Origin of the sequence: Serratia sp. NPDC087055, assembly GCF_044900985.1 — a bacterium.
Taxonomy (GTDB): domain Bacteria; phylum Pseudomonadota; class Gammaproteobacteria; order Enterobacterales; family Enterobacteriaceae; genus Serratia.
Genome location: NZ_JBJDOG010000001.1, coordinates 2,333,360 through 2,357,697, shown reverse-complemented (window position 1 = coordinate 2,357,697; position 24,338 = coordinate 2,333,360). Strand labels below are relative to the sequence as shown.

The following is a 24,338-nucleotide window of genomic DNA, read 5'->3' as shown; positions in this document are numbered from 1 at the left end:
TTAAGCTGGCAGGTTGTGAAGTTAACTACAGCTTTTTCAGCAGTTGCATAAGGTGTTCTTCGCTTTTTTCCGCCAGCCTGTCAATCGCCAGCTTGATAATGTCTGAACGGGTAATGCGCACTACGCCATTACGTGCGGCCTGCATAATAATTTCATCGATAGCATCGATATGGTTATCGGTCAGGCTGACTGAAATGGCTTTATAAGTGCGTTTGCGGCCCTGTGGTTTGGCTTCGGCTGCGGGCACCAACAAGGTGTGCGAGGTGGCGCTGTTGATAAATTCGTCTTCTGACATGCGGTGGGTTGGGGTGCGCTTTTTCACAGAATCACCTCTTTTACCAGGCTTTCGATTTCTGCCTGCGCTTTTGCGTTATGTGCCTCGTGCACGGTAATCGCTTCACCCCAGGCATCACGGTAGATCTTGCGATCACACAGACGGTTGCTCACTAACGTCAATTCTGGGTATTCACTCAACACCTGCGCCGCTTCGTTGGCTTCATTAATAAAGATGTTGGTTGGGCACATGTTCAGCACAATGTAGCCTTTCACCTTCTCGTTATACTCCTGCGCGGTGGCAAACATTTCCGACAGATAGCCGACGGTGTCGAGATCCATCTGCGATGGGCGCAACGGGGAGAGGAACAGATCGGCAGCCAGCAAGCCGGAACGCAGTTCGGCGCTATCGCGGCCCGCGGTATCGACAATCACATAGTCGTAATGGCGATCCAGCTCCAGCAGCGTTTCTTTGATTTTGCCTGAGGCGGCGACCACAGGGATATGCGGCAGGCCTTCAACATTCTGGCGGTCGTTATACCAGGTCATGATTGATTTCTGATCGTCAGCATCAACGATGATGGCCGTTTTCCCCTGTTTAAGAATCAGATACCCGGCGATATTGACCGCCTTGGTTGATTTTCCTACGCCACCTTTTTGCGAGCCAATCAAAACAATCATGCTGCCATCTCTTAATTTATTAAGCTGATAACTTATTAAGTTAATATGCTTGTTAGGTTGATAATTAAACAGGTTAACAACAATAACGCCTGAACAATATGCACCAACTGCGGCGGCTTGCCAAGCCGTATGCGGTTAACTTTACAGCCTATTTTGCTGGTAATTGAGTCAGTGGGTAAGTAGGAATGTTCTGGGAAGATGTGGGAGGTAGGGGGATTATTTTAATTTGGTAGCTTAATAAGTTATTAAGCTACCAGTAATGAAGAGCCTTGGGCGCTACTTTTTCAGCATCGACTTCAGATTGGCAAACGGGTTGTGGGTCGCGAGGCCGATGTCTTTTTGCGCGTCTTCACCGGCGATCACCGTTGAGCCATATTGGTCGGCTTCGGTATATTTTGAATGTTCATGATCGTGGCAGTACAGGCACAGCATTTCCCAGTTGCTGCCATCTTCCGGGTTGTTGCTATGGTCGTGATCGATATGGTGGACCGTTAGTTCGCGCAGATTTGAGTAAACAAACTCGCGCGAGCAACGCCCGCAAACCCAAGGGAAGATTTTCAACGCTTTTTCGCGGTAGCCGGTCTCCAGCCTCGCGTAGTTTTTTGGGATATATGCCATGGTCGGTGCCTGTCGGGTGATAACAATAATGCGTCTAATAATATCACAAAGCGCCGGGTTACAGCGTGCGGTACTTCATTGTCAGCGACGGTTATCGGCTATTTAAACGTCTCGACGGCCCAATCGATAAACACGCGCATCTTGGCGCTGAGATGGCGGTTGGAGGGATAGACCACATACATCTGTTCGTTTGGTGGCTGCCAATCCTGCAGCAGGCTGACCAGCTCGCCGCTGTCGAGATGCTGCTGCGCCATAAAGCGGAAGGTCTGGATGATACCCAGGCCGGCCAGCGACGCTGCCAGCAGGGCATTGCCCTCGTTAACGCTGACGTGATAGCGATGTTGAATATCAATCTCCTTGCCCCGATCGACAAAGTGCAGCGGCTGGATGCGATCGTTCAGCGCATGGCGGTAGTGTGCCAGCGGATAGCCCTGCTCCAGGTCGCAAGGGTGCTGTGGCGTACCGTAGCGTGCCAGGTAGGCCGGGGTTGCGCAGGTCACCCATTCAAGCGCGAACAACCGGCGGGCAATCAGGCTGGAATCTGCCAGCGGACCGCTGCGGATCACGCAGTCGGCGCTGTCGTTAATCAGATCGATGAGCCGGTCGCCTACGCCCAGATCGATCTGGATTTCCGGGTAACGTGCGATAAAGTCCGGCAGCGCGGGCAGCAGCAGTTGGCGTGCGGTCGAGCCACCGGCGTCAATGCGCAGCACCCCCTGCGGCGCGCTTTGCGACTCGGTCATGCTGCCTTCCATTTGTTCCAGTTCAGCCAACCACTTAACCGTGCGTTGGTAATAGCATTCGCCTTCGGGCGTCACCGACACGCTGCGGGTGGTGCGTTGGAACAGCTTGGTTTGCAGATGATCTTCCAGGTTTTGAACCAGCTTGGTGACGGTGGCCTTGGGCATCCGCAGCGAATCCGCGGCGCGAGTGAAACCGCCGGTTTCGACTACGCGGTTAAATACCCGGATAGCGAGTAAATGATGATCCATAACGCTCTCAGTGCAAAACCCCGACCAATGCCGGGGTGTATTTCTGCGGATGAACAATGATTATGACTGTTTAGCGCCAATCATGCCGGAGCGCAAGGTCAGACCGAAAACCAGCGCGGCGGACAGGGTGAGCGCGCCACCGAACAGCATCGCGCTGCTGACGCCTTGCCAGTCGACCACTTCTCCACCCAGCAGTGCGCCAGAGGCTAAAGCAATCTGAATCACGCAGACCAATAATGCCTGGCCCGCCTCCGGGGCTTGGGGGACGGCGGCGAACATCCAGTTGGTTGCGCAGACCGGCACCGCGCCAAACGCCAGCCCCCATACCATCACCATCAATGTGGCACCCGCGATACCGCTGAGGAACGGTGAGACGATCAGGATTGCGGCCAGCATCGCGGCAATCAGGATAAAGGTGGCTCGTAGGCTGCGTTCAGCCAGCCGCTCGCCAAGGAAAGTACCGAGCAAACCAATGGCACCGTAGGCCAGCAGCTGCAGTGAAATCGCCGATGGGCTGAGAACAAACACCTGCTGCAGCAGCGGTTTCAGGTAGGTATAGGCGGCAAAGTGGCCGATAAACAACAGAACGATGGCGATAAGCCCGGTACGTGCCATCGGCAGACGCAGCGGGAGCAGCAGATCGCGTGGGGTCACAGGGCGGGTAGGGGGGACCGACGTCAACAGGCGTATTTGCGCCAACAATACCCCGACCGCCAGTACGGCACTGCCAAAGAAGGCTGCGCGCCAGCCGAACAGGTCACCGATCAATGCGCCGGCGGGAACACCGCACACGGCGCCCACTGAAATGCCGCTCAGGATCAGGGCAGTGGCGCGGCCCTGGCTGGCTTCAGGGACCAGATGGCGGCCGTAGTTGGCGGCGAAAGCCCAGAAGCCACCGACGCAAATGCCCAGCAGCACACGGCCCAGCAGCATCATCGGGAAGTTAACCGCCAGGGCAGAGACCAGATTGGAGACCGTGAGCAGCACGCTCAGCGCCAACATCAGCAGGCGACGATCAAGTCGACCGGCCGCCAGGCTCAATGCGGGCGCAGCGATGGCTGCGACGATACCGGGTACGGTCACCATGAGGCCGGCCTTGCCGGTGCTGACATCCAGGGAAGGGGCAATGTTGGTCAGCAGGCCGATCGGCAGAAATTCGGTGGTGACCATCACGAAACAGGCGACGGTGAGCGAAAAAATCGCCAGCCAGGGTGATGGTGCAGGTTTATCATTATTATTCAGCATAGTACCGTTCGTCCCAAGTGTAAGTGTAAACCGCGCGGCCAGCGCGGAGTGACAGAGATCACAATTTACGCAGGCATCTGCGGCGGATAAATCCGCTTTCGGTGGTTACACTGTTTCTGTGGGGGAATAATCACGGGAAGCGAGTGGGGCGGCGGCTGGCGCTGGGGCGTCAGGCCAACGATGTAATCGGCATAAGATTATGCAAAGGGCGCAGCTGGCCGCGCCCGAGTGAAGATTATAACCCCGGCGCTTTCCACATCGAGGTGGTCAGCCCGTGATCAACCAGAGTGAGCTGATCGGCGTAGACCTGTTGCCAGGTCTCTTTTTGCCGCTGATACAGCGCATGATTGGCCATATTCGGCTGATATTCGCGCTCCCAGCGCACCAGTTTTTCGCCGGTTTGTGCCAGTGATTCATACAGCCCGGCGCCCACGCCGGCAGCAATTGCGCAGCCTAGCGCCGTCGCTTCTTTCACCACGGGGACGCGTACCGTCAGGCCAGTGACGTCGCTGAGGATCTGGCTCCATAATTTGCCCTTTGAACCACCGCCGGCGAATACCAGTGAGCCCGCCTGCACGCCGGAGAAACGGGCGATCTGCTCCAGATTACACGCCGACACAATGGCGGCGTTTTCTTCCAGCGCCCGGAACAGCGTCTGCTTATTACAACGCTCGGGGTCGAGCGACAGGTTGATAAACGACGGTGCGGCGTGGTACCAGGTTTTAAAATGCATGGCATCGGAAAATATCGGCATCACGCCGTAGGCTCCGGGTGGTACTCGCGCCGCCATCTCTTCCAATAAGCTGTAGGCGTCTACGCCGAGCCTTTCCGCCATCAGCTTTTCTTCGGCACAGAAGGCGTCGCGGAACCAGCGCATGGTCAACCCGGTGAAGAAGCTGATCGATTCTGCCTGTGCCATACCGGGGATCACGTGTGGATTGATGCGGATGTTCATCTCTGGATCGGTTGCCGGTTCCGGCAGATTGACGATCTGTTGCCAGAAGGTACCGCCCAGCACCGCGGTCTGCCCGGCGTGCACGATCCCCAGCCCCAGGCTACCCAGTTGCACATCCCCACCGCCCATCACGACCGGGGTACCGCGCAGCAACCCGCTTTGTTCTGCCGCCAGTTCAGTGATATACCCCAGCACGCTGCCCGTCTCTTTCACCGGGGAAAGCATGTCGGCACGCAGCCCTGCCATGTCGAGCAATGCAGGACGCCAGTCGCGGCTGACTAAATCCAGCATGCCGGTGGTACCGGCATTAGAGGGATCCACCGCCAGTTCGCCGCTTAGCATATTCGCCAGCCAGTCGCTGATCATGGTCAGCGTCGCCGCTTGTCGGTAAATATCCGGCCGGTGATGCGCGAGCCACAGCAGGCGTGGTATGGCGCTCAACGCCAGCGTTTGGCCTGAATACTGGTAAACCTCACGTTCGAAATTATGGTTGTGCAGTTCTTTCAGTTCGCTGACTTCCTGGCTGGCACGTGCATCAACGTTGGCGCAGGCCCAGATAGGTGCGCCGTTACGATCGTAGAGCACAATGCCTTCGCGCATGGAACAGCAGGCTACGGAACGGATCGCCTGGCCAGTCAGGCCGGCGTTTTGCAGCGCCTGGCGGATGCACTGACAGGTTAATTGCCAGTTGTGGGTGAGATCAAACTCCATTGAGCCGGGTACGTCAGGTACCGCCAAATGCCGCCACTCGGCCTGGCCCTGGGCTATCTGGTTGCCTGCCAAGTCAAAAATTACCGCGCGAATGCTACCGGTGCCGGCGTCCAGCGCCATCAAATAGTTATCCATAGCTCACACTCTCTGGGGTTTGAATCTTAACTATAGATGTCGCTTCCCTCACGCTTGTGGGGGAAGTGAAGGGGGGCGCGGGATTTGTGAACTGCGCAGCAAAATTGCCGCTGCGGGGGGTAAATCGGCGGGAATAAATCTATGGTTGGAAAGCACATTGACCTTCAAAGTGAATCAAGGAGCAGTCATGCACGTCACTCTGGTAGAAATTAACGTTAAACAGGACAAAATCGACGAGTTTATTGAGGTCTTTCGCGCCAATCACTTGGGGGCGATCGAGGAGCCGGGTAATCTGCGTTTTGACGTGCTGCAGGATGAAACTATCCCAACGCGTTTTTATATCTATGAGGCTTACCGAGACGAGCAGGCCGTCGCCGCGCACAAAAAAACGCCACACTATCTGCAATGCGTGGAAAAGCTTGAAGCGCTGATGACAGGCCCGCGTAAGAAAACGACTTTCATCGGCTTAATGCCGGGTTAGGGCGTAACGCTAGGGTAATTTTGTTCAATACAGCGCGCGCCCGAATCGTCAGGCTGGCATCTGTGAACTCTTTCTCAGGTGCCCGTAATGAATATCTATCTTTCGATGGCCGCTTTTGCGCTGGCCGCCTCGATTACCCCCGGTCCGGTCAATATTGTTGCGCTGAGCGCCGGGGCACACTTCGGTTTTCGCGCCACCCTGCGCCATGTCTCTGGCGCCACACTGGGGTTTACTCTGTTGTTAATCCTGATAGGGCTCGGGCTGCACAAGTTGTTGCTGTTGTGGCCGGTGCTGACGCAGGTGCTCCAGTGGGCTGGCATCGCATTTTTGCTGTTTATGGCCTATCAATTGGCGTTTGATGACGGGCGGCTGGGTAACGGCAGCCAGGCGCAAGCGCCGTCTTTTTGGTATGGCGCACTGTTGCAGTGGCTAAATCCCAAGGCTTGGCTGGCTTCGGTGGCAAGCTTGGGGGCCTTTGTCGCCGACGGCGATCGGTTGCTGTTGTGGCAGTTCGCGGTGATTTACTTTGTGATTTGTTATGCGTCGGTGGCTTGCTGGGCCTATGTGGGTGCCATGCTCACGGGCCTGCTGCAACAGGCCCGTAATGTGCGGCGTTTTAATCGTTTGATGGCGTTGTTGTTGGCGGCCAGCGCCTGCTATCTGTTGGCCGACGGTGTTTAGCGTGGGTTTTGATACTGTCCGGGGGTTGCGGCCAACAGCAGTTTGAAGGTGCGCTGAAAGTGCGCCTGATCGGCGAAGCCGCTTTCGCTGGCGGCTGCGGCAATGGGGTATCCACGTTTGAGTAGCCGGTGGCCGAATTGAATACGTCGATTAACCAGATAGGCGTGTGGTGTCATACCGTAACGCTGTTTAAAAGCGCGAATCAGGTAAGACGGTGACAGTGAGGCGGCCTGACAAATGGCTTCTAACGTCAGCGGCTGAGTGCAATGCGTGCTGATAAACGCCGCCGCGGTTTCCAGCCTGGGGTGCTCGGTTGTTGGCGTGCGAGCGTTGCCCTGATGGATTTGCAGTTCAGAGAAATACTCTATCAGGGCAATGTGTTTTTCCAGATGGCCGCGCTGTGGGTCAATCAAGAGCGCATAAAGCCGATTCAGGCCATTGAACAGGGCAGGATCACGGCTGAGCACCGGGTTGAACGGGATAAACTCCCCTTCGCCCCCGCTGATTTCCTGCTGCAATTTACCCAGCCAAACGGCGTCGATATAAAACATGATGTACGACCATCGCTGGTCACCGATTGGATTGCAGGCATGGGCTTGCTGCGGGTTAATTATCACCACATCCCCGGTACTGACCTGCAACTGTTGGCTACCGTTAATATAAATGCTGGTGCCATCGGTGATGGCACCGATGGAAAAGATCTCATGGCTGTGTAAGGCGTAGCAGACCTTGCGGCCATCTTCAATGGCACGGGCTTCCACGAACGGGAGCAGCGGGTCACGCCAGAACTGCGGTACATTTTCGGTCATTGGCTTTCCTTTCTGGCGCGAGGGGCTAGCTTGTTATAGCGTAAAATATGCGCTGGAGGGAGTGCGATGATGATTTTTAACGTGTTCGGTCGCCTGCTGGGCGTCAAACGGGTGGGAGCAGAATGGCAGCTCTTTCGCGTGACCTTGCCGGAGCGAAAATATGCGCGTAGCCACGACATCGTGTTGCCAGATGAATTGGCCGAGGATGACATTGCCGGTTATCTGGGGGACATTTACCATGAGGCAGCGACGGAGCGCCATCCTGACGTCTTCAGAATTGAATAGCCCTCGGTCACGGGGACATGACCGGGGCAGCGTTTAATCTTCTTCGTTGCGGGCCATCAGCTGGCGCTGGTGTTCTTCGCTTGCCGCCTGGATTTCTTCCAGAACTGAGCCGACATCCGCGCGTTTATTGCTTTCGATAAACTTGCCTGTCAGCACGCTCGCCGGCGTTAGATTGCCTTCTTGATACAGCGCCCAAATCTCTTTAGCGTACTTGCTGCCAAGCAGTTCGGGCGCGTACTGGCCGTAATAATGCGACATGTTATTGATATCGCGTTCGAACATACTTTTGGCGTGGTTATTGGCGGCGGCGTCCACGACCTGCGGCAGATCGATAATCACTGGCCCGTTTTTGTCCATCAGCACGTTGAATTCCGACAGGTCGCCATGTACCAGCCCGGCGCACAGCATGCGCACGGCGTAGTTCATCATCAGTGCGTGATCGGCCCTTGCCTGTTCCGGCGTCAGGGTCACATCGCTCAAACGCGGGGCCACCAGGCCTTCTTCATCGGTAATGAGTTCCATCAACAACACGCCATCCAGACAGATGTCTGGTTGCGGCACGCGCACGCCCGCTTTGGCGAGCAAATACAGCGCATCGACCTCCGTATTCTGCCAGGCTTCTTCTTGCTGCTGGCGACCGAACTTAGAGCCTTTGCTCATGGCGCGTGCATCGCGGCTGTTACGTACTTTACGGCCTTCCTGGTAGTTCACGGCCTGCTTGAAGTTACGCTTGTCTGCTTCTTTGTAAACTTTGGCGCAGCGGATCTCTTCGCCGCAGCGCACGATAAACACGTCGGCTTCTTTGCCACTTTTCAAACGGCGGATGACGTCGTCGATTAAACCATCATCTACCAATGGCTGGAGTCGTTTTGGAATTTTCATGCAGCCTTGTACCCTATTTAGGCTCCGGTGTGAATGGTTTGCTAAGGTGTTACCCTCATTTAGACCCGAAAGGCAAAATTTAGTTTGTCGCCGCTGCGACACATTGCCGCAACGGCGCATTCTCTACAGGGTTTCTGCCAAAACCCAAACGCTGACGCTGCCGCCGTTAACCGGAAAAGTCGCCTTCCCGTTTTCATCGGTGGTGACCTCATCCTGCCGATTATCAAGCAGATCGCGCCAGTTTTTGTGTGCCAGTTCAGCACCCAGCGCAACCGTTTTGCCGCTTTCAGCCCCATTGGTCAGCACCACGACGCAACCAGGAGCGTCGGCGGTACCGCTTCGGCTGAAAGCCACGCAGTTTTTATCATCAAAATAATCGGTTTGCACGCCGTTGGCAAAGCGTTGTCGCGCCTGAATCAACTTTTCGAGTTCAGGGATGATCGGCATATCAATTTGGTATTCCTGGCCGTCGCTGCCTTTGTCTTTATAGCTGGCACCGTACAGGTCGGGATAGAACACGCAAGGCACGCCCTGTTCGCGCAACAGGATCAAGGCGTAAGCCAGTGGCTTGAACCAGGGTTCGACTGGCGCTTCCAGCGACTGTAGCGGTTGAGTGTCGTGGTTGGCGACCAGCGTGACCGAATGTGCGGGATCGGCGGCAGTCAGGGTGTCGGTGAAAATTTGTGCCATGTCGAACCCGTCCCCCTGTTTCGATGCCTGGTGAAACTTTAGGTGCAAGGCTACGTCGAACAACATCACTTTGCCATCGACCAGGTCAATATACTGCTGAAGGGCGGTCAAATCGTGCGACCAGTATTCGGCAACGATAAACAGATCACGTTGTGCGCTGTCACGTATGTGGTCAGCCCACTCTTTAAAGAACCAGGCCGGAATGTGTTTGGCGGCATCCAAACGGAAGCCATCGCACGGCAAGGTTTCCATCAGCCAGCGTGCCCAGTATTTCAGTTCTTCCACCACAGCCGGATTGCGGAATTCAACGTCGGCGCCCATCAGATAATCGTAATTGCCTTTCTCGTCGCCGACCTGATCGTTCCAGCCGTCGTCGCCGTAGTCATTGGCAATTTTAAATACGCCTTTCTCATCAGGCTGTTCGACGTAATCAACGCCACCAAAGCAGGTGTAATTCCAAATGAACTGAGAGTAGGTGCCTTGTCGGCCGGGGAAGGTGAAGCGGGTGTAGGCCAGTGCATCGAAGCCCTGATCGTTAATATCATTGCGGTTATTGGCGTCCGCCTTATACACGTGCACCTGTTCTTTCTCGTCGGCGCCGAGTTTATGGTTGAATACCACGTCATAAATTACCCGCACGCCGTTGTCGCGTAACGTCGTGGCGGCTTGGGCCAGCGCCTCCTTGTCACCGTATTTGGTCGCGCGGCTGCCTTTTTGATCGAACTCGCCTAAATCGAACAGGTCGTAGCTGTCGTAACCGACCGAATAGCCGCCGGAAGCGCCCTTGTACGCGGGAGGGAGCCACAGATCGGTAATGCCCAATTCGGCAATATGTGCGGCGCGTTCGGCGGCTTCCTGCCATAACGTTCCGCCGTCGGGATAATACCAATGGAAAAACTGCAGCAACGTGGTTTTTTTCGTCATGAGCAAGCCGCCCTAATTGGCCAAAAGGAGGTGCAAGATGAGCCGCAACCCATCCTATCCTGTTACAGCATGGGCTACTTTTGGCAAAAGGGAAACTCGATTCGGGCGGCTGGATGCGCCGCCCTGAGGGTTAACGCTGACTGGCGTAATGCGGCGAGCGCGGGCCATACAAAATGGCACCATTATTACCGTTTGCCGACAGTAGGCGCGTATTGGCAATGGCGCCAATATCGAAGCCTTTGTCGCTGATGGTGTCGGCAATTTGCGCGATGGCCGCGCTGATCACCATACCCAGCAGACCGCCGCCGGCATTGTTGTTATTTTCGCTGCTGGAGGCAGTTGCGCTGCCAGCCCAGAGCTGTTTGCCGTTACGCAGATCGACCAACCTGGCGTTTACGGTAACGCGCGTTTCACTGTTAATCACGATATAGCTGGTGCCATATTGAACGACGTCCAGATACAGCACCGCGTCGGCACCGAAGATCTTATGCAACTTTTGAATGCTAACGGCGCGTATATCGTTGGCGTTAGTCAGGCCATTTTGCTGGAACGTCTCCTCGACCACGGCGACGGGTAAGACATAGTAACCTGCTTCTGCAAGCGGCAGCGTAGTACTGGCAAGCACGCTGTGGCTGGCTTTGACATCCGGCGACTGATTGACCGGCGGCAGTACCAGGATTGATTTTGGCTTACTCTCGTGGAACGCCGCATAATCATATGGAGCCTGTTTGGCGCAACCGCTCAGCAGCAAAGTGACAGCGATGCTGAAGAAACCTAATGCACGGTTCATTTAAAGCTCCCCTTATCCTTGGCCATCAGGAAATTCATAAACGGCGCCGATTCCGGGAACAGCGTTTTTTCCGTATTGAATTCGGCCATGGCTTGCCCGGTATTACCGGTTTTGCTGTACAGCAGGCCCAGTTGCGCATGCAGGCCTGGCGGCACGGCTTTATCCTTGGCGCGGGATTTTTCCACGATTTCCTTTAGTGTCAAAATCTGTTGCTCAGGGCTGAGGCCATCCTGCTGGTAATATTGATAAATCGAGGTTTGGTAGCCATCCCAGTTATAGAGCGTTTTTGGCGCGGCACAGCCGGCCAGCAGGGTTGCTGCAACCAGCACCCCACCCATTCTTTTAGTTATCATTTTTCTGCTTCTATTCCGTTAGTTAGCAGGGCGCCATGCGCCACTTTCGATACCGGCAACCAGGTTATTGACCGCTTCACGGACTGCCAGATCCAGAACTTTGCCGTTGAGGGTGGAATCGTAGCTGGCGGTGCCACCGAAGCCGATGATTTCACGGTTGGAGAGCTGGTACTCACCGGCACCCTGAGTGGAGTAAACCACTTCTGAGGTCTGTACGTTGACCACGTTCAGGTTGACCTTGGCATAGGCCACCTGTGTTTTACCGCGTCCCAGAATGCCCCACAGCTGGTGATCGCCCACTTCTTTGCGGCCGAACTCGGTAACATCACCGGTGATCACATAATTGGCGCCTTTCAGCGTCTGGGTTTTGCCCTGAATGCCCGCTTCGGTTTTCAGTTCATCCATATTGGCGCGATCCAGGACGTTGAAACGACCGGTCTGCTGCAGATGAGTGATCAGGATAGTTTTGGACTGGTTACCTAAACGATCGACGCCATCAGAGAAAATGCCGTTCATATAGCTGGAACGGTTATCGAATTTGCCGACGGAGATAGGGCTGCGTTGACCTTGGTAGCTGGTGTTGTAAGACGCCACTTTAGGGACGTCCAGAGAACGCGAGGATTCTGTGGCACACCCGGCCAGCAGGCTGACAGAAAGGGCGACTGAACAGATAACGAGTGATTTATTCATTGAGGTGCAATCTCTCCATGATGATAAAACAGCGCAAGACAAACCGCCTTACGCCCAGGGTTTAAACACGCGGGGGAATCACTGCGACTATTTAAACGCCGTGATCCTGCCATGGATGTGTAACAAAATACAACTTAATATCGACATATTGGTTGTCATCGTAATTTTAATAACTCATTTAAATACAATGAATTGAGTAAGGTCATTATTCTTATCTTATCCGTTTTACTTTATTGGCTGTTTTTTAACTGATTAATTCTTTATTTAACCTAAATTAATTGGCTTTTTATTTTTTCAATTTAGCTAAATGAAGAAGGTAATTCTGCTGACGCTATCCTCTGGCCCTTGCCGTCGTGCCTGATCGATATTTATCCCCGAACAAATATCCGTTATGGTAGTGAAAATTAGATAACACTATCAACTAAGTGGTGGGTTTCACTGCCCGCCGAGACAGGGAGATTGACTATGGACATCAGAGATTTCAGGGCATTGTCACGCAGTCTGGTCAGAGAACTGGGCATGTTGAATAAACAAAGTAATGGGACGCGTTTTTCGCCGTTGCAGATCCACATTCTTATTGAGATCAGCACGTTGCCGTTGGGCGTTACCTGCCTGGCAACCCGGCTGTGTATTGATAAGGCCAGTGCCAGCCGCGCAGTGCGCAGTCTGGTTGCTGCCGGCATGATTGAGGCCGTGGATTATCCCCATGATAAACGGCATAACCTGAACCAACTCACCAAACTGGGGCGCAAAACGCTGGCGTCGATTGATGCCAATGCCGACGGTTTTATGCAGGACGCCTTGGCACAGCTGGACGACGATGAGCTGGCAGACACGACCGCGACGATGAAAAAGATGGCTGCGGCATTACGCAGTGCTCGCAAACAGCGTGATGCCGCTTTACGGGTTCGCCCGATAACCGAGGCAGATGACGCAGCGATGGCGGGTATTATTTGCGCTGTATTCTGTGAATACGGCATGGACAAAATGGACGGTGTAAGCCTGCACGATCCCGATCTGGATCGTTTGACGGGCGTTTACCGGGATAACGGCGGCAAGTATTGGGTGCTGGAACAAGAGGGGAAAGTGGTTGGTGGGGTTGGTATCGCACCTTTGGTGGGGGGAGATGCGGGTTACTGTGAGTTGCAAAAGCTGTTTTTCAAACCCAGCGTGCGTGGGTTGGGTATGGCGCGCTATATGGTGGTACAGGCGCTGAAAGCCGCGCGAGCAGCAGGGTTCCGTTATTGCTATCTGGAAACCACGGAACAACTGAAGGAAGCACTGGGATTATATCATGCGCTGGGTTTCACTTTGTTGACGGAGAAACGCGGTAACACGGGTCATCACGGCTGCAATATCTATATGCTCAAGAACCTGCAAAGCGACTGATGTTCGCATTATCCGCAACGTGTTTCAGCGCAGTGCATTTTCGCCGCCGACAAAGCAGTCTTCGTCCAGCGTCACGCTGGCGATTTTATGCACCGGCCCGAGCATGGTGACGTCAAAGTCGTCGCTGATCCCAATCTGTAGCTGGCCGCCGGGCATATGTACGCTAACTTTATCGCCAACCTGATTCAGTTTGCGCATCACGCTGGCGGCGGCACAACTGCTGCTGCCAGAGGCCATGGTAAACCCGGCGCCACGTTCCCAAATGCCGATGCGCAGCGTATTGCGATCTATCACTTCCACCAATTGCACGTTGGTTCGCTTGGGAAACAGCGGATGATGTTCGATCTGTGGCCCCAGTCGGTTAACCTGAGCCAGATCAAGCCGGGCGACGGGAACCACGCAGTGCGGGTTGCCCATCGACACCAAAGAAACCTTGACGCTTTCGTCAGCTAATTGCAGCGGGTAGTTGAGAACTTCAGGCAAGTCGATCAGTGCCGGCAAGGCTGCCGGTGCAAAATTGGCTCGGCCCATTTCCACTCGAACCTGGTGTTTATCCTCACTGACCTGACAGCGTACGTCGCCGCCTGCAGTGTGTACCAAAAACGGCAGGTGGCTAACGCGACCAATATCGAAAAGATAACGGGCGTAAATACGCAGGCCATTGCCACTTTTTTCCGCTTCGGAACCGTCCGGATTAATAATGCGCAGCGTAGGATTTATGCGGTCTCCGCTGTCTATGAGCAAACCGTCCGAGCCTATACCGTAATGGCGATGGCACAGCATACGTATCTGTTGGTCAGTCAGCCGTGCGGCAACTGAATGATGACATACCAAATAGTCATTACCCAGGCCCTGATATTTGTGGAATAGCAATGGTGTCATGGACGTTGTTGGGAGGTTGTTGTGGGGGCGTGTTTACAGACTACAACAGATCTTGAAAGCAGGGGGAAAAAACAAAAGGCGGCCAAGGCCGCCTCTTTGCACAATTGCCGAATCAGCAATTAATTGTAGATGATCGCAGTACCGTGCAGTTTGTTGTCGCCGGTTGTTGAGATGATCTGGAATGATTTAGCGCCGGCTTCATCTGCTTTGGCTGCCAGCTTGTTTTCCAGGCTGGTCAGGTCGGAAGCACCACTGACGGTAACCACCCCGACTTTTTGCAGATCTGTCGGTTGAGCATTAACCAGGTCGGCGGCGAAGCTGCCGAAAGAGGCAGAAGCAAGTGCGATAGCAGCGATGGTGATTTTCAGGTTTTTCATGGTCTTATTTCCTATCTCAATATTCTGTACGATGTTTTTTCGTTGGGTCGTTAAATTAATTAGCGATCGATAATTTAATGTTAGACGCCTGTTCGGCGATTTGCAACTATTTTTTAATGTTCGTTAATTAATTTGTTTTTAGGCTTCTTCCGCCAAGAGGTCGGTTACGATCGTCTTGGCAGTGAATTACGTCTAACCTGCTGTTATTGATAGATTACTGCGGTTCCGTGAAGTTGGTTATTACCCCCGGCGCCAATGATGCGGAATGATTTTGCGCCAGCTGCATCCGCTTTGGCCGCCAAACTGGCTTCCAGTGAGCTGAGATCGGAAGCGCCGCTGACGGTAATCACACCGGATTCTTGCTGATCTGCCGGCTGGTTATGGACCAGATCAGCGGCGAAGCTACCGAAAGAAACCGAGGCCAGAGCAAGAGCTGCAAGAGTCATTTTTAAGTTTTTCATGATGTTATTTCCTATTCTAGGTGCGTAAACTGGGTTGATTACTCTGTGTCGTTATGATTACTTAACGATCGATAATTAAATGTTAATCGCTTCTCGACGGGAGCGCAATATTTTTTTATAATGATCGTTAATTTAATTCGTAAGCCCTGCTGCGGGGCAGGATAAGAGAGGGTCTATGAGTATCAATGAAGACGTCTGTGCCAAAAAAACGCGTGGCAGACCGAAACAGTTTGATCGTGACCGTGCGCTCGATAGCGCACTCGATCTGTTCTGGCGGCATGGTTATGAATCGACGTCGCTGTCCGATCTGGTTGAAGTGACCGGGGCTAAAGCGCCGACGCTCTATGCGGAGTTCGGCAACAAAGAAGGGCTGTTCCGCGCGGCAGTGGAACGTTATCTGCAAAAATACACCACTTGCACCAATCAGCTGTTGGAGCGGGATCTGCCGGTCGCTGAAATCGTTGAAGCCTATGTGCGTTCTTCGGCTGAAGTATTTACCGACCCGGATACGCCTTCCGGCTGCTTTATGGTGTGTGCGTCTGCGGCACTGTCGTCGTCGTCTGATGACGTCGCCGAGATGCTGCGTAAAAAACATCATTCGAATGAAGCCAGCCTGCGCGCGTGCTTTGACCGCAAGGTGCAGCAGGGGGAGTTGTTGGCGAAAACCGATACCGCGTTGTTGGCCAAATATATCGTTTGTACTGTCGAAGGGATGTCCGTTCAGGCGCGTGAAGGGGCAAGCCGTGAGGATTTATTCCGTTTGCTGGATGCATTGATGCTGGTGTGGCCGCGCCTGAGTCAGGTGGGCAATAAAGTCTAGGGCAGGGCGGGTGTCATTCAACAAGGCGAAAGGCCGCATTACTGCGGCCTTTGTGTGTATTACTGGTTAACGGGGATCACGGCGCCTTGGTATTTTTGGCGGATGAAGTCCTGAATCGCTTTGGAATGCAACACGTTTACCAGTGCCACAATCTCTGGTTTGTTAACGTCGGCTTTATGTACGGTGATGATGTTGGCATAAGGATTGTTTTCACCGCTTTCGACCGCGATTGGATCTTTGGTCGGATTCAGCCCGGCATCGATGGCGTAGTTGGCGTTAATCACTACCGCATCCCCTTCATCGTTGTTGTACATCTGCGGCAGTAACGCCCCTTCCACGTTTGCCAGGAACTTCAGATGTTTTGGGTTTTCCACCACGTCGGAGATACGCGCATCCACCTTGCTCACGCCCGGCTTCAGCTTAATCACGCCTTCCTTCTCAAAGATTGACAGAATTCTCCCCTCTTCTGCCACGGCGTCACGCATGATGATTTTGCCGTTGTCTGGCAGATCCTTCAGGCTTTTATACTTCTTGGAGTAGATGCCGATTGGTTCGATATGGATGGCACCGGCGCTGACAAAGTCGTAGCTTTTATCACCGGCATGGTCCTTCAGCACCGAATTCAGATAAGGCACATGCTGGAAATAGTTAGCGTCAATGTCGTGGCTGGCCAGCGCGGTGTTTGGCAGGATGTAATCCTGGAAAGGTTTGATCACCAGATCAATGCCTTCCTTCGCCAAAATCGGCTTCGCTTGCTCGAGGATTTCCGCGTGGGGCACATTGGATGCGCCGACCACCAGCTTGGTTTCCGCCGCTGCACCAAAAGACGCCAGTGCGGTCAGAGAGGCGAAAGCCAGCATCATCATTTGCTTTTTCATCATCATTATTCCCTGGTTATTTATCGTTTATCGAGCGTTGTTGTAATGGTGTCGCCGATGAATTGGATAACGAAAACGATCAGCAGGATCGTCAGCGTTGCCATCAGCGTTACGTCACCGTGATTGCGTTGAAAACCTTCCAGATAGGCCAAATTACCCAGACCGCCTGCACCAATCACCCCTGCCATCGCGGTATAGCTCACCAGCGCTATCAGTGTGACGGTAATGCCGGAAACCAATGCCGGAGAGGATTCCGGCAGCAGCACGCGGAAGATAATGGTGCTGGTTTTAGCGCCCATGGAGCGGGCCGCTTCGACGACCCCTTTATCCACTTCGCGCAGGCCAATCTCAACCAGCCGCGCGTAGAATGGCGCTGCGCCAACAATCAGCGCCGGCAGCGCAGCATCGGCCCCCAAAATGGTGCCGATCAGCGTCTTGGTAAATGGGATCAGCAACACGATTAAAATGATGAATGGGATAGAGCGGAACACGTTGACCAGTACTGAGATTAGCGAGTAGACGACGCGGTTTTGCAGCAGTTGCCCACGAGAGGTCAGGAACAAAAGCACGCCCAATACAATGCCAAGCACCAGCGTTGCCAACCCGGCAATGCCCGTCATGTACAGCGTTTCCCAGGTGGCGCTCAGCAGTTGGTCAATACGCAGGTGAGGGAACAGTGATTCAATCATGTTTAATGACCTCAACGGCGATTTCTTGTGTCTTCAGTAAGTTCAACATGCTGTCGATTTGCAGACAGTTGCCTTCGGCGTGGATATACAGCTCGCCAAAGGACCCATTCAGGGTTTGGCTAATTTTGCCGTGCAGGATGTTAATGCTCACCCTGTAGCGCAGGATCACCTCTGAAATCACGGCCTGATGGGTTTGTACGCCGACAAACGTCAATTTGAAGATTGCGCCTGGCAGATGTTTAGCGAGCAGGGGATTGAAGCTTTCCTCGGTCTCCTGATACTGCGAAACCTGCCTGACGAACTGTTGGGTAATCAACTGCTGTGGACGGGTGAAAACATCGATCACTGGGCCTTCTTCGACGATGCGGCCATTTTCCATGACGGCTACGCGGTGGCAGATTTTTCGTACCACGTGCATTTCATGGGTGATCAGCACAATAGTCAGGTTGAGTTTGCGGTTGATGTCCAACAGCAACTCAAGAATCGCATCGGTAGTCTGGGGATCGAGCGCCGAGGTGGCCTCATCGCACAATAAGACCCCTGGGTTATTGGCCAATGCGCGGGCAATGCCGACCCGCTGTTTTTGTCCGCCGCTCAGCTGTGACGGGTAGGCATCTTCACGGCCTTGCAGACCCACCAGCGCAATCAGTTCTGCCACGCGCGGCTTAATCTGTGCCTTGGGCACGCCGGCAATTTGCATTGAGAACGCGATGTTCTGGCTAACGGTGCGCGACCACAACAGATTGAAGTGCTGAAACACCATACTGATTTTCAGCCGCGCCTCGCGTAACGCGTTGCCTCTGGCACCGGCGATATCGAAACCGTCGACCTGAATACTGCCACTGGTGGGGGATTCCAACCCGTTAAGCAAACGGATGAGGGTGCTTTTACCTGCGCCGCTATAGCCAATAATGCCGTAGATTTGCCCGGCTTCTACCGCAAGGCTCACATCATCCACCGCGACAACGCGGCCCTGTGTGCTATCAAAAGTTTTGCAAACGTTCGAAAGAACGATCATAGAGAAGCGAATCCTTATTAATACATCACAGCATTCCGCCTGGAACGCGTAACACCGGACAGGGTTCGGTTTCTGGGGATAAGGGCAGGCGGGACGTCTGTTGCTGGTGAATACAGGGCAATCCTACCGGGGGTTGATAGTGACAGGAAGAATGTAAATTCTATTAGTTATTCTGATTTGATATATAAAATGATGAGCAGAAGTAATGGGAAAATGGCGGCCAGAACGCACGCTGACCGCTTGGACGTTATTTAACGTTTGGTCAGTTTCATGTGCAGTAACGGGAAAGGATTACCCTGACCGTCGAGCGCAGAGCGACCGGTAATTTCAAAACCGTAGTGGCGGTAAAAACCGCTGGCCTGCGGGTTTTGCTCATTGACGTCCAACTGCAATTCGTTATGCAACGATTCCGCGTGTGTCAGCAGCGCTTTACCAACGCCTTTGCCACGCTGCTCGGCATCGATAAACAGCATCTCTACCTTGTTGCCATCAAGCCCAATAAAGCCGCAAGGATGGCCTGGCCTATCTTCCGCCACCCAAACGTTGACCGAGGGCAGATAGTCGTTGAGTACCAACGGGTAAAGTTGAGCGATGTTTTCTTCAGTGAGAAAATGGTGAGTGGCGCGCACCGACCGCTGCCAAATCTCCGCCAGTTGCGCATTATCTTCCGCTGCGCGTGCTCTGATAGTGATCATAGAAATCCCCATGATTGAACCCACTTATTTTAAACGCGCCCCCACAGTTTGGCGACGGTCAGGGCGATAAAAGCTTCCAGTTTGGCTGACTGCCGCCGTTCCGGCAGATAGACCAAATGCATCGATCGCGGGTGTGGCCAATAGTCGGGTAACACCTGTATTAATCGGCCGGCGGCGATATCGTCATCCAGCAACATGTTGGCATGTAACACGACGCCAAAACCGGCTAACGCAGCGCGGCGCACCCCTTCGCCAGAGTCCATCCGCAGACGTGGCCTGACCGGCACGCTGACTTCCCCGTGTGGCCCCTGTAATCGCCAAACGTGGTTGCCCTCCCACTGGCTGAAACCGAAACAGCTGTGCGTACTAAGCTGTTCAGGCCGCGTTGGTACGCCGTGCTGTGCCAAATAGTCTGGCGAAGCTGCCAATGTCATGCGGTAATCGGGCAAGGCTCGTGCGACCAGGCCGTCATCCGCTACTGGCCCAATGCGAAACGCGGCTTCGTAACCTTCCTCAATCAAGTCCACTTTGCGATCTGATAGCACCACTTCGGCTTCTACTTCCGGGTGCTGCTGGAGGAATTCGGTCAGGATTGGCGTTAAAACGCGGTTGCCAAAGGTGACGGGGGCACTGATGCGCAGCAGGCCACTCGGGGAACTCAACAGGGCTCGTGCACTTGCTTCGGCGGCGTCGGCATCGGCCAGCAGGCGACGGCAGCGTTCATAGAACACCCGGCCGGCCTCGGTCAGCCCTTGCCGGCGGGTGGTACGGTTGAGCAGCGGTGCATTCAGCCGTTGTTCCAGGTGGCGGATATGTTTGCCTACCATGGTTGGGGAGATAGCCATCTCCTCGGCGGCGGCGACAAAACTGCCTTTTTCCACGACGCGAACAAACACCGCCATGCTGGTTAACCGGTCCATTATAAACCTCGGGTGTTTTCTGAATGCGCTGTGGGCCACTGTGCTTGATTATAGCGCTTTGCGATAATCATTCTATCGACCGTCAGTGCGTTATTGGCGGAAATTTCCCGGAGCAGCAACATGCATGCATTAGCGTTTGAACAATTTGGCGGGCCAGACGTGCTCGAATACCTTGAACTGCCGACGCCTGCGGTACCGGCGGGTGCTGTCCAGGTGCGAATGGGGGCTGCCGGGTTGAATTTTGCTGACATCTACCGTCGCAAGGGCAATTACGTGCTGCACGGCAATCCGCCACATATTGGCGGTTACGAAGGTGTGGGCACCATTATTGCCGTGGGTGAGGGTGTCGAAGGTTGGCAGATCGGCGAGCGAATCGGTTTTGCCGATGTGCCTTTCTGCCATGCTACGCGCATCAATGTGCCGATAGAACATGCATTACGGCTGCCGCAGGCGCTAAGCGACGTAGAAGCCGCGTCTATTTTGTTGCAGGGACTCACGGCGCAGTATCTGATAAATGACAGCGTGCAGGTTAAGGCAGGCGATCGCGCGCTGGTGCATGCAGCGGCGGGGGGCGTTGGGCAGATCCTGACTCGCATGCTGGTTGCACGCGGCGCGCAGGTTTACGCCGTGGTGTCTTCAGCACATAAGCAACAGATTGCGATGAATAACGGCGCAGCGGCGGCCTTCACCTATCAGCAAGACTGGGTTGCACAAATTGCCGCATTGACCGACGGCGGCGTGGAGTACGGTTTTGATTCGGTGGGTATCACGTTGCAACAGAGCATTGACGCACTGCGCCCCGGTGGCCGAGTGGTGACTTTTGGCATGGCGGGCGGCGAGGCACCGGCAATTTCGGCTTACAGCTTGATGATGGACTCCAAAGGCGTGGTCGGTGGCGATCTTTGGACATATCTCAACAGTGGCGAAGCGCGGCGTGAACGTGCCGAGCGCTTGTTCAGCAGTTGGCAGAACGGCGAATTTGCTGTGCCGCATATCGAAACCTTCCCACTGAGCGACGGGGCCGCGGCTCATCGCCGTCTGGAGGACCGTAGCTTTGCCGGCAAAATTGTCTTGCTCAACGATCGCGACCCGCAGAGTTAAAAGCGCCTCCCCACGACGTGCTACACTGACCGCCGAAACGTAAGCGGGGTCAGCGGAATGGAAGTCATACGCGCAGCAATAGAAAAGCAGGTAATCAGTCTGACCGGGCTGGCACTCGGCGGTATCGATTTTGAGAATCCGCCGGGCGATCCGGGCCTGTTTGGGCCACAGTCGGTCATCTGGCGGGTGCACAGTGATTTCACCTCAATGCTGTGCGGCGGCGTCAGCGCCTTATTGTTGCAGATGCTGCACCCCTTGGCGCTGGCCGGGGTGTGGGATCATTCCAACTTCCGTGACGATATGCTTGGACGTTTGCGCCGCACCAGCCAGTTTGTCTCCGTCACCACCTTTGGCCCTACCGCAGAGGCCGAACGGCTGATCGCCAAAGTGAAAGCGATTCATCTGAAGGTCAACGGAATTAGCAGCGATGGCAGGCCTTATGCCGCCAGCGATCCTGACTTGCTCACGTGGGTACACGTGGTGGAAAGCAGCTGTTTTTTGGCCAGCCATTTGCGCTACCACAACCCTCATCTTCCTTGCAATCAGCAAGACCGTTATTACGGTGAAACGGCGCGCGTAGCCGCTGCCTTGGGTGCACGCGATATTCCAACCACCTGTGTGGCGGTGGAGGACTACCTGCAACGGATGCGGCCTCAGTTGGTGTGCGATGAACGCACGCGGGAAGTGGCGCGCATTCTGCTGGCCGCCCCGGCACCGAGCACGCTGGCGCGGCCTTTTGGTGCCCTGGTGATGCAGGCAGGCATCGATCTATTGCCGGATTGGGCACAACGGCAGTTTGGTTTTGAACCCGGTGTATTGCGCCAGCGGCTGGTACGCGTCGGTACCGCCGGCGTCGGTAAAGTGCTGCGCTCCTCAATGCGCAACGGGTCCTATCAGCGAGCCTTACGCCGAATTGGCCGGTCTGTCTGAGCCATCACACCCTATAATTGTCATCAAGAATCCCAGGTTTAGGACCACTTTTGAGACTTTTACGGGTGATCCGGCCGTTAATGCGCTTTACACTGGGCATAAGCCAATTTCCATTTTATTTAGCGTGCAGCAATTATTCTGCACCTCGACCCTATTTGAGGTTATATGAACGAGTCACACGTACTTGCTGAAGTCAGTAATGAGAACCAGACGCTGGTGGCGGTGGTTCAGCAAGATCATCGGGCTGCCTATTTTTATATTTATCCCTCAGAACAAGAAAGCGAACGTTTTCAGGTGCGTGCGTGCTGGTTACGTAACCTGGCGGCGGCCCCGCAGCAAGAAGACAGCGCAGCGCTGGCGCTGGGTCAGCCACCGATGCTGGCGGCCGAGTTTTGCCGTAATCTGGAAGGCGAAGCGCCATTGAATCCAGAAGGATTGATGGTGGTCTGGACAGAGAGTGATGACGGTGCGGCGCTGTGGTATTACGGTCAATTGTTGGCGGTGATCCCCGGCTGGAGTCTGTATATCGACCATTCGGTGTGTTATTCCGCCAGCTGTATCAAAGAGAGCCCGTTGGCTTATCCACTTGGCTCCGCGTCGACCAATACTCAGTATGCGCTGGCGGAAAATACCCGTCAGTTCTGGCGTAGCTGGCAGCGTGAAGAAGGCAACCCGTGGCCAAAAATGCAGAGCGATTATCAGGCGCGTTACGAGCAGCATTTTGGCCCTTCGGTGAAATACTATGCCATCGATCAGGGCAAATGGCCGCCGATGGCCATTACTCAGCATGAACGTGAGGGTATCTACTATTTTCTCACCATGGGCGTCAGCATCCGGCCGATGCCGTGGGTGGAAATCCTGTTTAATGACGACGCGTCCCGCTATCGCCGTATGGAAATGGGCATCGCCATCGATGGTCAATACATGAACGAAGAGAATGCGGTACAGATGGCCAGCGCATTGGCCGGGTTTGCTCATGCGCCTTGGGCGAAAATTACCTGGTTTGGTGAAGGGCATACTTTGGAGTCTGACGTTGCGCCGCAGGGTTATGAGGGCTACGTGCTGTCTTCGTCGTTTTATCCGTACAGCGAGCATCTGAGTTTGCCTAAGCAGTATGGCGACCCGGTCAATATTTTCTGGGCCAGCCCGGTCTTTGAAGCGGAGCGTTTGTTGGCGCATGCCACGCCGAATGGGGGCCATGAGTTGGTGAATAAGCTGCGTGAGCAGGGGGTTGACCATATCTTCCGCCCGCGCCAACCGGTATGCTAACTTCCGATTCTATTCACGGGGGTTATCATGAAGTCAGCGCTGTTGATTATTGATGTGCAGAAAGGGCTGTTTACGCCGCCGCCGGCAGATGCCGAGGCCACGATCGATCGTATTAACACCTTAAGCGCCAGTGCCCGCCAGGCTGGCGTCCCGGTTATTTTCATTCAGCATCAGACCGCAGGCGATGAATTGGCTCATGGCAGTGAAGCCTGGCAGATTGACCCGCGCTTGCAGGTGAACGACGCCGACCATCGGGTGGCAAAAACCACGCCGGACTCATTCCTGCGCACCGGGCTTGGCCCACTGTTGGTTGCCAATGGCGTGTCGCATCTGGTTATCTGCGGTTATTCCACCGAGTTTTGCGTAGATACCACCACCCGCCGCGCGGCAGGATTGGGGTATCCCGTTACCCTGGCGGCCGATGCGCATACCAGCCATGACAAAGCGCATGCCACCGGCCAGCAGATTCGCGATCATCACAATGCCACCCTGTCTTGCATCAAAAGTTTCGGCGTACTGATCGATGCACTGCCGACGGCAGAAATTCGTTTCTGACTGCTTTTAAGCTCCCTGGCATGCTTCGGTTATTGACAACATTTATACCGGGGCGTACCGTAAAAACATGAATATACCGATGCACTCTATTTGCAGCCAGTCCTGGTGGCGCCTCTTCTAAAGGCGGCACGGGTATTCACACCTCTTTTTAATGCCGCC

General features: G+C 54.5%; 29 protein-coding genes. 9 read left to right on the top strand and 20 right to left on the bottom strand.

Features of this window, described 5'->3' with window-relative positions; translation table 11 throughout:
• Positions 1–25 precede the first annotated feature (25 nt).
• The 6 genes from ACI2J2_RS11170 to lsrK form a co-directional block, all read right to left on the bottom strand.
• Complete coding sequence (locus tag ACI2J2_RS11170; protein ID WP_209632252.1) at positions 26–322, bottom strand: hypothetical protein; 297 nt, start codon at positions 320–322, stop codon at positions 26–28.
• On the bottom strand, positions 319–954 hold the full coding sequence (locus ACI2J2_RS11165; RefSeq protein WP_037425112.1) for an AAA family ATPase: 636 nt from the start codon (positions 952–954) through the stop codon (positions 319–321). The genes ACI2J2_RS11170 and ACI2J2_RS11165 overlap by 4 nt, the downstream gene beginning before the upstream one ends.
• 276 nt (positions 955–1,230) lie before the next feature.
• Entirely contained in the window at positions 1,231–1,572 is a 342-nt protein-coding gene (gene yajD / locus ACI2J2_RS11160) for an HNH nuclease YajD (RefSeq protein WP_037425115.1), read from the bottom strand.
• A gap of 98 nt (positions 1,573–1,670) precedes the next feature.
• On the bottom strand, positions 1,671–2,564 hold the full coding sequence (locus ACI2J2_RS11155; RefSeq protein ID WP_209632253.1) for a LysR family transcriptional regulator: 894 nt from the start codon (positions 2,562–2,564) through the stop codon (positions 1,671–1,673).
• 60 nt (positions 2,565–2,624) lie between these two features.
• The gene (locus ACI2J2_RS11150; RefSeq protein WP_404760105.1) at positions 2,625–3,809 is read right to left on the bottom strand and encodes an MFS transporter; all 1,185 of its coding nucleotides are present in this window, start codon (positions 3,807–3,809) and stop codon (positions 2,625–2,627) included.
• A 235-nt stretch (positions 3,810–4,044) separates the two neighbouring features.
• On the bottom strand, positions 4,045–5,610 hold the full coding sequence (gene lsrK / locus ACI2J2_RS11145) for an autoinducer-2 kinase (protein WP_209632255.1): 1,566 nt from the start codon (positions 5,608–5,610) through the stop codon (positions 4,045–4,047).
• Positions 5,611–5,797: 187 nt separating this feature from the next.
• On the opposite strand from lsrK, the gene lsrG reads away from it, so the two are divergent.
• Together lsrG and ACI2J2_RS11135 are read left to right on the top strand one after the other, a co-directional pair.
• Positions 5,798–6,091 (top strand): (4S)-4-hydroxy-5-phosphonooxypentane-2,3-dione isomerase, encoded by a 294-nt coding sequence (gene lsrG / locus ACI2J2_RS11140; protein ID WP_209632256.1) that lies wholly within the window; start codon positions 5,798–5,800, stop codon positions 6,089–6,091.
• Between the two features lie 87 nt (positions 6,092–6,178).
• The gene (locus ACI2J2_RS11135) at positions 6,179–6,772 is read left to right on the top strand and encodes a LysE family translocator (protein ID WP_209632257.1); all 594 of its coding nucleotides are present in this window, start codon (positions 6,179–6,181) and stop codon (positions 6,770–6,772) included.
• Here the strand turns inward: ACI2J2_RS11135 and ACI2J2_RS11130 are convergent.
• On the bottom strand, positions 6,769–7,581 hold the full coding sequence (locus ACI2J2_RS11130) for an AraC family transcriptional regulator (protein WP_404760104.1): 813 nt from the start codon (positions 7,579–7,581) through the stop codon (positions 6,769–6,771). The genes ACI2J2_RS11135 and ACI2J2_RS11130 overlap by 4 nt on opposite strands.
• 66 nt (positions 7,582–7,647) lie before the next feature.
• Between ACI2J2_RS11130 and ACI2J2_RS11125 the strand changes: the two genes are divergently transcribed.
• On the top strand, positions 7,648–7,866 hold the full coding sequence (locus ACI2J2_RS11125; RefSeq protein WP_265556279.1) for a hypothetical protein: 219 nt from the start codon (positions 7,648–7,650) through the stop codon (positions 7,864–7,866).
• Between the two features lie 33 nt (positions 7,867–7,899).
• Here ACI2J2_RS11125 and ACI2J2_RS11120 read toward each other — a convergent pair whose 3' ends face one another.
• The 5 genes from ACI2J2_RS11120 to ACI2J2_RS11100 form a co-directional block, all read right to left on the bottom strand.
• Entirely contained in the window at positions 7,900–8,748 is an 849-nt protein-coding gene (locus ACI2J2_RS11120; RefSeq protein ID WP_037425137.1) for a PA4780 family RIO1-like protein kinase, read from the bottom strand.
• 123 nt (positions 8,749–8,871) lie between these two features.
• Positions 8,872–10,362 carry an alpha-amylase gene (gene amyA / locus ACI2J2_RS11115; RefSeq protein WP_404760103.1) on the bottom strand — a complete coding sequence of 497 codons (1,491 nt, stop codon included), beginning with the start codon at positions 10,360–10,362 and terminating at the stop codon, positions 8,872–8,874.
• A gap of 130 nt (positions 10,363–10,492) precedes the next feature.
• The gene (locus ACI2J2_RS11110; protein ID WP_404760102.1) at positions 10,493–11,152 is read right to left on the bottom strand and encodes a DUF799 domain-containing protein; all 660 of its coding nucleotides are present in this window, start codon (positions 11,150–11,152) and stop codon (positions 10,493–10,495) included.
• On the bottom strand, positions 11,149–11,505 hold the full coding sequence (locus tag ACI2J2_RS11105) for a DUF4810 domain-containing protein (protein ID WP_404760101.1): 357 nt from the start codon (positions 11,503–11,505) through the stop codon (positions 11,149–11,151). The genes ACI2J2_RS11110 and ACI2J2_RS11105 overlap by 4 nt, the downstream gene beginning before the upstream one ends.
• An 18-nt stretch (positions 11,506–11,523) precedes the next feature.
• Positions 11,524–12,195: a CsgG/HfaB family protein gene (locus tag ACI2J2_RS11100; protein ID WP_061806966.1), complete on the bottom strand. Its 672-nt coding sequence runs from the start codon at positions 12,193–12,195 to the stop codon at positions 11,524–11,526.
• A 465-nt stretch (positions 12,196–12,660) separates the two neighbouring features.
• On the opposite strand from ACI2J2_RS11100, the gene ACI2J2_RS11095 reads away from it, so the two are divergent.
• On the top strand, positions 12,661–13,584 hold the full coding sequence (locus tag ACI2J2_RS11095; protein ID WP_404760100.1) for a GNAT family N-acetyltransferase: 924 nt from the start codon (positions 12,661–12,663) through the stop codon (positions 13,582–13,584).
• Between the two features lie 24 nt (positions 13,585–13,608).
• On the opposite strand, the gene dapF is transcribed toward ACI2J2_RS11095, so the two are convergent.
• The 3 genes from dapF to ACI2J2_RS11080 form a co-directional block, all read right to left on the bottom strand.
• Positions 13,609–14,466: a diaminopimelate epimerase gene (gene dapF, locus ACI2J2_RS11090; RefSeq protein WP_404760099.1), complete on the bottom strand. Its 858-nt coding sequence runs from the start codon at positions 14,464–14,466 to the stop codon at positions 13,609–13,611.
• Between the two features lie 119 nt (positions 14,467–14,585).
• A complete protein-coding gene (locus ACI2J2_RS11085) occupies positions 14,586–14,843 on the bottom strand; it encodes a DUF1471 domain-containing protein (protein WP_037425152.1) in 258 nt (85 codons plus the stop codon).
• 203 nt (positions 14,844–15,046) lie between these two features.
• Positions 15,047–15,304, bottom strand: a complete 258-nt coding sequence (locus ACI2J2_RS11080; RefSeq protein ID WP_209632266.1) for a YdgH/BhsA/McbA-like domain containing protein — start codon at positions 15,302–15,304, stop codon at positions 15,047–15,049.
• A gap of 175 nt (positions 15,305–15,479) precedes the next feature.
• Here ACI2J2_RS11080 and ACI2J2_RS11075 point away from each other — a divergent pair, with 175 nt between their 5' ends.
• Positions 15,480–16,124 (top strand): TetR/AcrR family transcriptional regulator, encoded by a 645-nt coding sequence (locus ACI2J2_RS11075; RefSeq protein ID WP_209632267.1) that lies wholly within the window; start codon positions 15,480–15,482, stop codon positions 16,122–16,124.
• Between the two features lie 59 nt (positions 16,125–16,183).
• Here the strand turns inward: ACI2J2_RS11075 and ACI2J2_RS11070 are convergent, their stop codons facing one another.
• The 5 genes from ACI2J2_RS11070 to ACI2J2_RS11050 all read right to left on the bottom strand — a co-directional run bounded on the left by ACI2J2_RS11070 (position 16,184) and on the right by ACI2J2_RS11050 (position 20,324).
• Positions 16,184–17,005, bottom strand: coding sequence for a MetQ/NlpA family ABC transporter substrate-binding protein (locus ACI2J2_RS11070; RefSeq protein WP_404760098.1), 822 nt, complete (start codon positions 17,003–17,005; stop codon positions 16,184–16,186).
• 17 nt (positions 17,006–17,022) lie between these two features.
• A complete protein-coding gene (locus ACI2J2_RS11065; protein WP_404760097.1) occupies positions 17,023–17,691 on the bottom strand; it encodes a methionine ABC transporter permease in 669 nt (222 codons plus the stop codon).
• A complete protein-coding gene (locus ACI2J2_RS11060) occupies positions 17,684–18,709 on the bottom strand; it encodes a methionine ABC transporter ATP-binding protein (protein WP_209632269.1) in 1,026 nt (341 codons plus the stop codon). The genes ACI2J2_RS11065 and ACI2J2_RS11060 overlap by 8 nt, the downstream gene beginning before the upstream one ends.
• Positions 18,710–18,960: 251 nt before the next feature.
• A complete protein-coding gene (locus ACI2J2_RS11055; protein WP_061806970.1) occupies positions 18,961–19,404 on the bottom strand; it encodes an acetyltransferase in 444 nt (147 codons plus the stop codon).
• A 29-nt stretch (positions 19,405–19,433) separates the two neighbouring features.
• The gene (locus tag ACI2J2_RS11050) at positions 19,434–20,324 is read right to left on the bottom strand and encodes a LysR family transcriptional regulator (protein ID WP_209632270.1); all 891 of its coding nucleotides are present in this window, start codon (positions 20,322–20,324) and stop codon (positions 19,434–19,436) included.
• A 120-nt stretch (positions 20,325–20,444) separates the two neighbouring features.
• Here ACI2J2_RS11050 and ACI2J2_RS11045 point away from each other — a divergent pair, with 120 nt between their 5' ends.
• The 4 genes from ACI2J2_RS11045 to ACI2J2_RS11030 all read left to right on the top strand — a co-directional run bounded on the left by ACI2J2_RS11045 (position 20,445) and on the right by ACI2J2_RS11030 (position 24,179).
• Positions 20,445–21,425 (top strand): quinone oxidoreductase family protein, encoded by a 981-nt coding sequence (locus tag ACI2J2_RS11045; protein WP_404760096.1) that lies wholly within the window; start codon positions 20,445–20,447, stop codon positions 21,423–21,425.
• A 57-nt stretch (positions 21,426–21,482) separates the two neighbouring features.
• Positions 21,483–22,355: an oxygenase MpaB family protein gene (locus ACI2J2_RS11040; RefSeq protein WP_404760095.1), complete on the top strand. Its 873-nt coding sequence runs from the start codon at positions 21,483–21,485 to the stop codon at positions 22,353–22,355.
• Positions 22,356–22,520: 165 nt separating this feature from the next.
• A complete protein-coding gene (locus tag ACI2J2_RS11035; RefSeq protein WP_404760094.1) occupies positions 22,521–23,624 on the top strand; it encodes a suppressor of fused domain protein in 1,104 nt (367 codons plus the stop codon).
• A 27-nt stretch (positions 23,625–23,651) separates the two neighbouring features.
• Positions 23,652–24,179, top strand: a complete 528-nt coding sequence (locus tag ACI2J2_RS11030) for a cysteine hydrolase family protein (protein WP_404760093.1) — start codon at positions 23,652–23,654, stop codon at positions 24,177–24,179.
• Positions 24,180–24,338 lie beyond the last annotated feature (159 nt).

Coding starts and splice junctions, on each gene's coding strand:
- ACI2J2_RS11165 (WP_037425112.1), bottom strand. CDS start 954: ATGATTGTTTTGATTGGCTCGCAAAAAGGTGGCGTAGGAAAATCAACC.
- yajD (WP_037425115.1), bottom strand. CDS start 1,572: ATGGCATATATCCCAAAAAACTACGCGAGGCTGGAGACCGGCTACCGC.
- ACI2J2_RS11155 (WP_209632253.1), bottom strand. CDS start 2,564: ATGGATCATCATTTACTCGCTATCCGGGTATTTAACCGCGTAGTCGAA.
- ACI2J2_RS11150 (WP_404760105.1), bottom strand. CDS start 3,809: ATGCTGAATAATAATGATAAACCTGCACCATCACCCTGGCTGGCGATT.
- lsrK (WP_209632255.1), bottom strand. CDS start 5,610: ATGGATAACTATTTGATGGCGCTGGACGCCGGCACCGGTAGCATTCGC.
- lsrG (WP_209632256.1), top strand. CDS start 5,798: ATGCACGTCACTCTGGTAGAAATTAACGTTAAACAGGACAAAATCGAC.
- ACI2J2_RS11135 (WP_209632257.1), top strand. CDS start 6,179: ATGAATATCTATCTTTCGATGGCCGCTTTTGCGCTGGCCGCCTCGATT.
- ACI2J2_RS11130 (WP_404760104.1), bottom strand. CDS start 7,581: ATGACCGAAAATGTACCGCAGTTCTGGCGTGACCCGCTGCTCCCGTTC.
- ACI2J2_RS11125 (WP_265556279.1), top strand. CDS start 7,648: ATGATGATTTTTAACGTGTTCGGTCGCCTGCTGGGCGTCAAACGGGTG.
- ACI2J2_RS11120 (WP_037425137.1), bottom strand. CDS start 8,748: ATGAAAATTCCAAAACGACTCCAGCCATTGGTAGATGATGGTTTAATC.
- amyA (WP_404760103.1), bottom strand. CDS start 10,362: ATGACGAAAAAAACCACGTTGCTGCAGTTTTTCCATTGGTATTATCCC.
- ACI2J2_RS11110 (WP_404760102.1), bottom strand. CDS start 11,152: ATGAACCGTGCATTAGGTTTCTTCAGCATCGCTGTCACTTTGCTGCTG.
- ACI2J2_RS11105 (WP_404760101.1), bottom strand. CDS start 11,505: ATGATAACTAAAAGAATGGGTGGGGTGCTGGTTGCAGCAACCCTGCTG.
- ACI2J2_RS11100 (WP_061806966.1), bottom strand. CDS start 12,195: ATGAATAAATCACTCGTTATCTGTTCAGTCGCCCTTTCTGTCAGCCTG.
- ACI2J2_RS11095 (WP_404760100.1), top strand. CDS start 12,661: ATGGACATCAGAGATTTCAGGGCATTGTCACGCAGTCTGGTCAGAGAA.
- dapF (WP_404760099.1), bottom strand. CDS start 14,466: ATGACACCATTGCTATTCCACAAATATCAGGGCCTGGGTAATGACTAT.
- ACI2J2_RS11085 (WP_037425152.1), bottom strand. CDS start 14,843: ATGAAAAACCTGAAAATCACCATCGCTGCTATCGCACTTGCTTCTGCC.
- ACI2J2_RS11080 (WP_209632266.1), bottom strand. CDS start 15,304: ATGAAAAACTTAAAAATGACTCTTGCAGCTCTTGCTCTGGCCTCGGTT.
- ACI2J2_RS11075 (WP_209632267.1), top strand. CDS start 15,480: ATGAGTATCAATGAAGACGTCTGTGCCAAAAAAACGCGTGGCAGACCG.
- ACI2J2_RS11070 (WP_404760098.1), bottom strand. CDS start 17,005: ATGATGAAAAAGCAAATGATGATGCTGGCTTTCGCCTCTCTGACCGCA.
- ACI2J2_RS11065 (WP_404760097.1), bottom strand. CDS start 17,691: ATGATTGAATCACTGTTCCCTCACCTGCGTATTGACCAACTGCTGAGC.
- ACI2J2_RS11060 (WP_209632269.1), bottom strand. CDS start 18,709: ATGATCGTTCTTTCGAACGTTTGCAAAACTTTTGATAGCACACAGGGC.
- ACI2J2_RS11055 (WP_061806970.1), bottom strand. CDS start 19,404: ATGATCACTATCAGAGCACGCGCAGCGGAAGATAATGCGCAACTGGCG.
- ACI2J2_RS11050 (WP_209632270.1), bottom strand. CDS start 20,324: ATGGACCGGTTAACCAGCATGGCGGTGTTTGTTCGCGTCGTGGAAAAA.
- ACI2J2_RS11045 (WP_404760096.1), top strand. CDS start 20,445: ATGCATGCATTAGCGTTTGAACAATTTGGCGGGCCAGACGTGCTCGAA.
- ACI2J2_RS11040 (WP_404760095.1), top strand. CDS start 21,483: ATGGAAGTCATACGCGCAGCAATAGAAAAGCAGGTAATCAGTCTGACC.
- ACI2J2_RS11035 (WP_404760094.1), top strand. CDS start 22,521: ATGAACGAGTCACACGTACTTGCTGAAGTCAGTAATGAGAACCAGACG.
- ACI2J2_RS11030 (WP_404760093.1), top strand. CDS start 23,652: ATGAAGTCAGCGCTGTTGATTATTGATGTGCAGAAAGGGCTGTTTACG.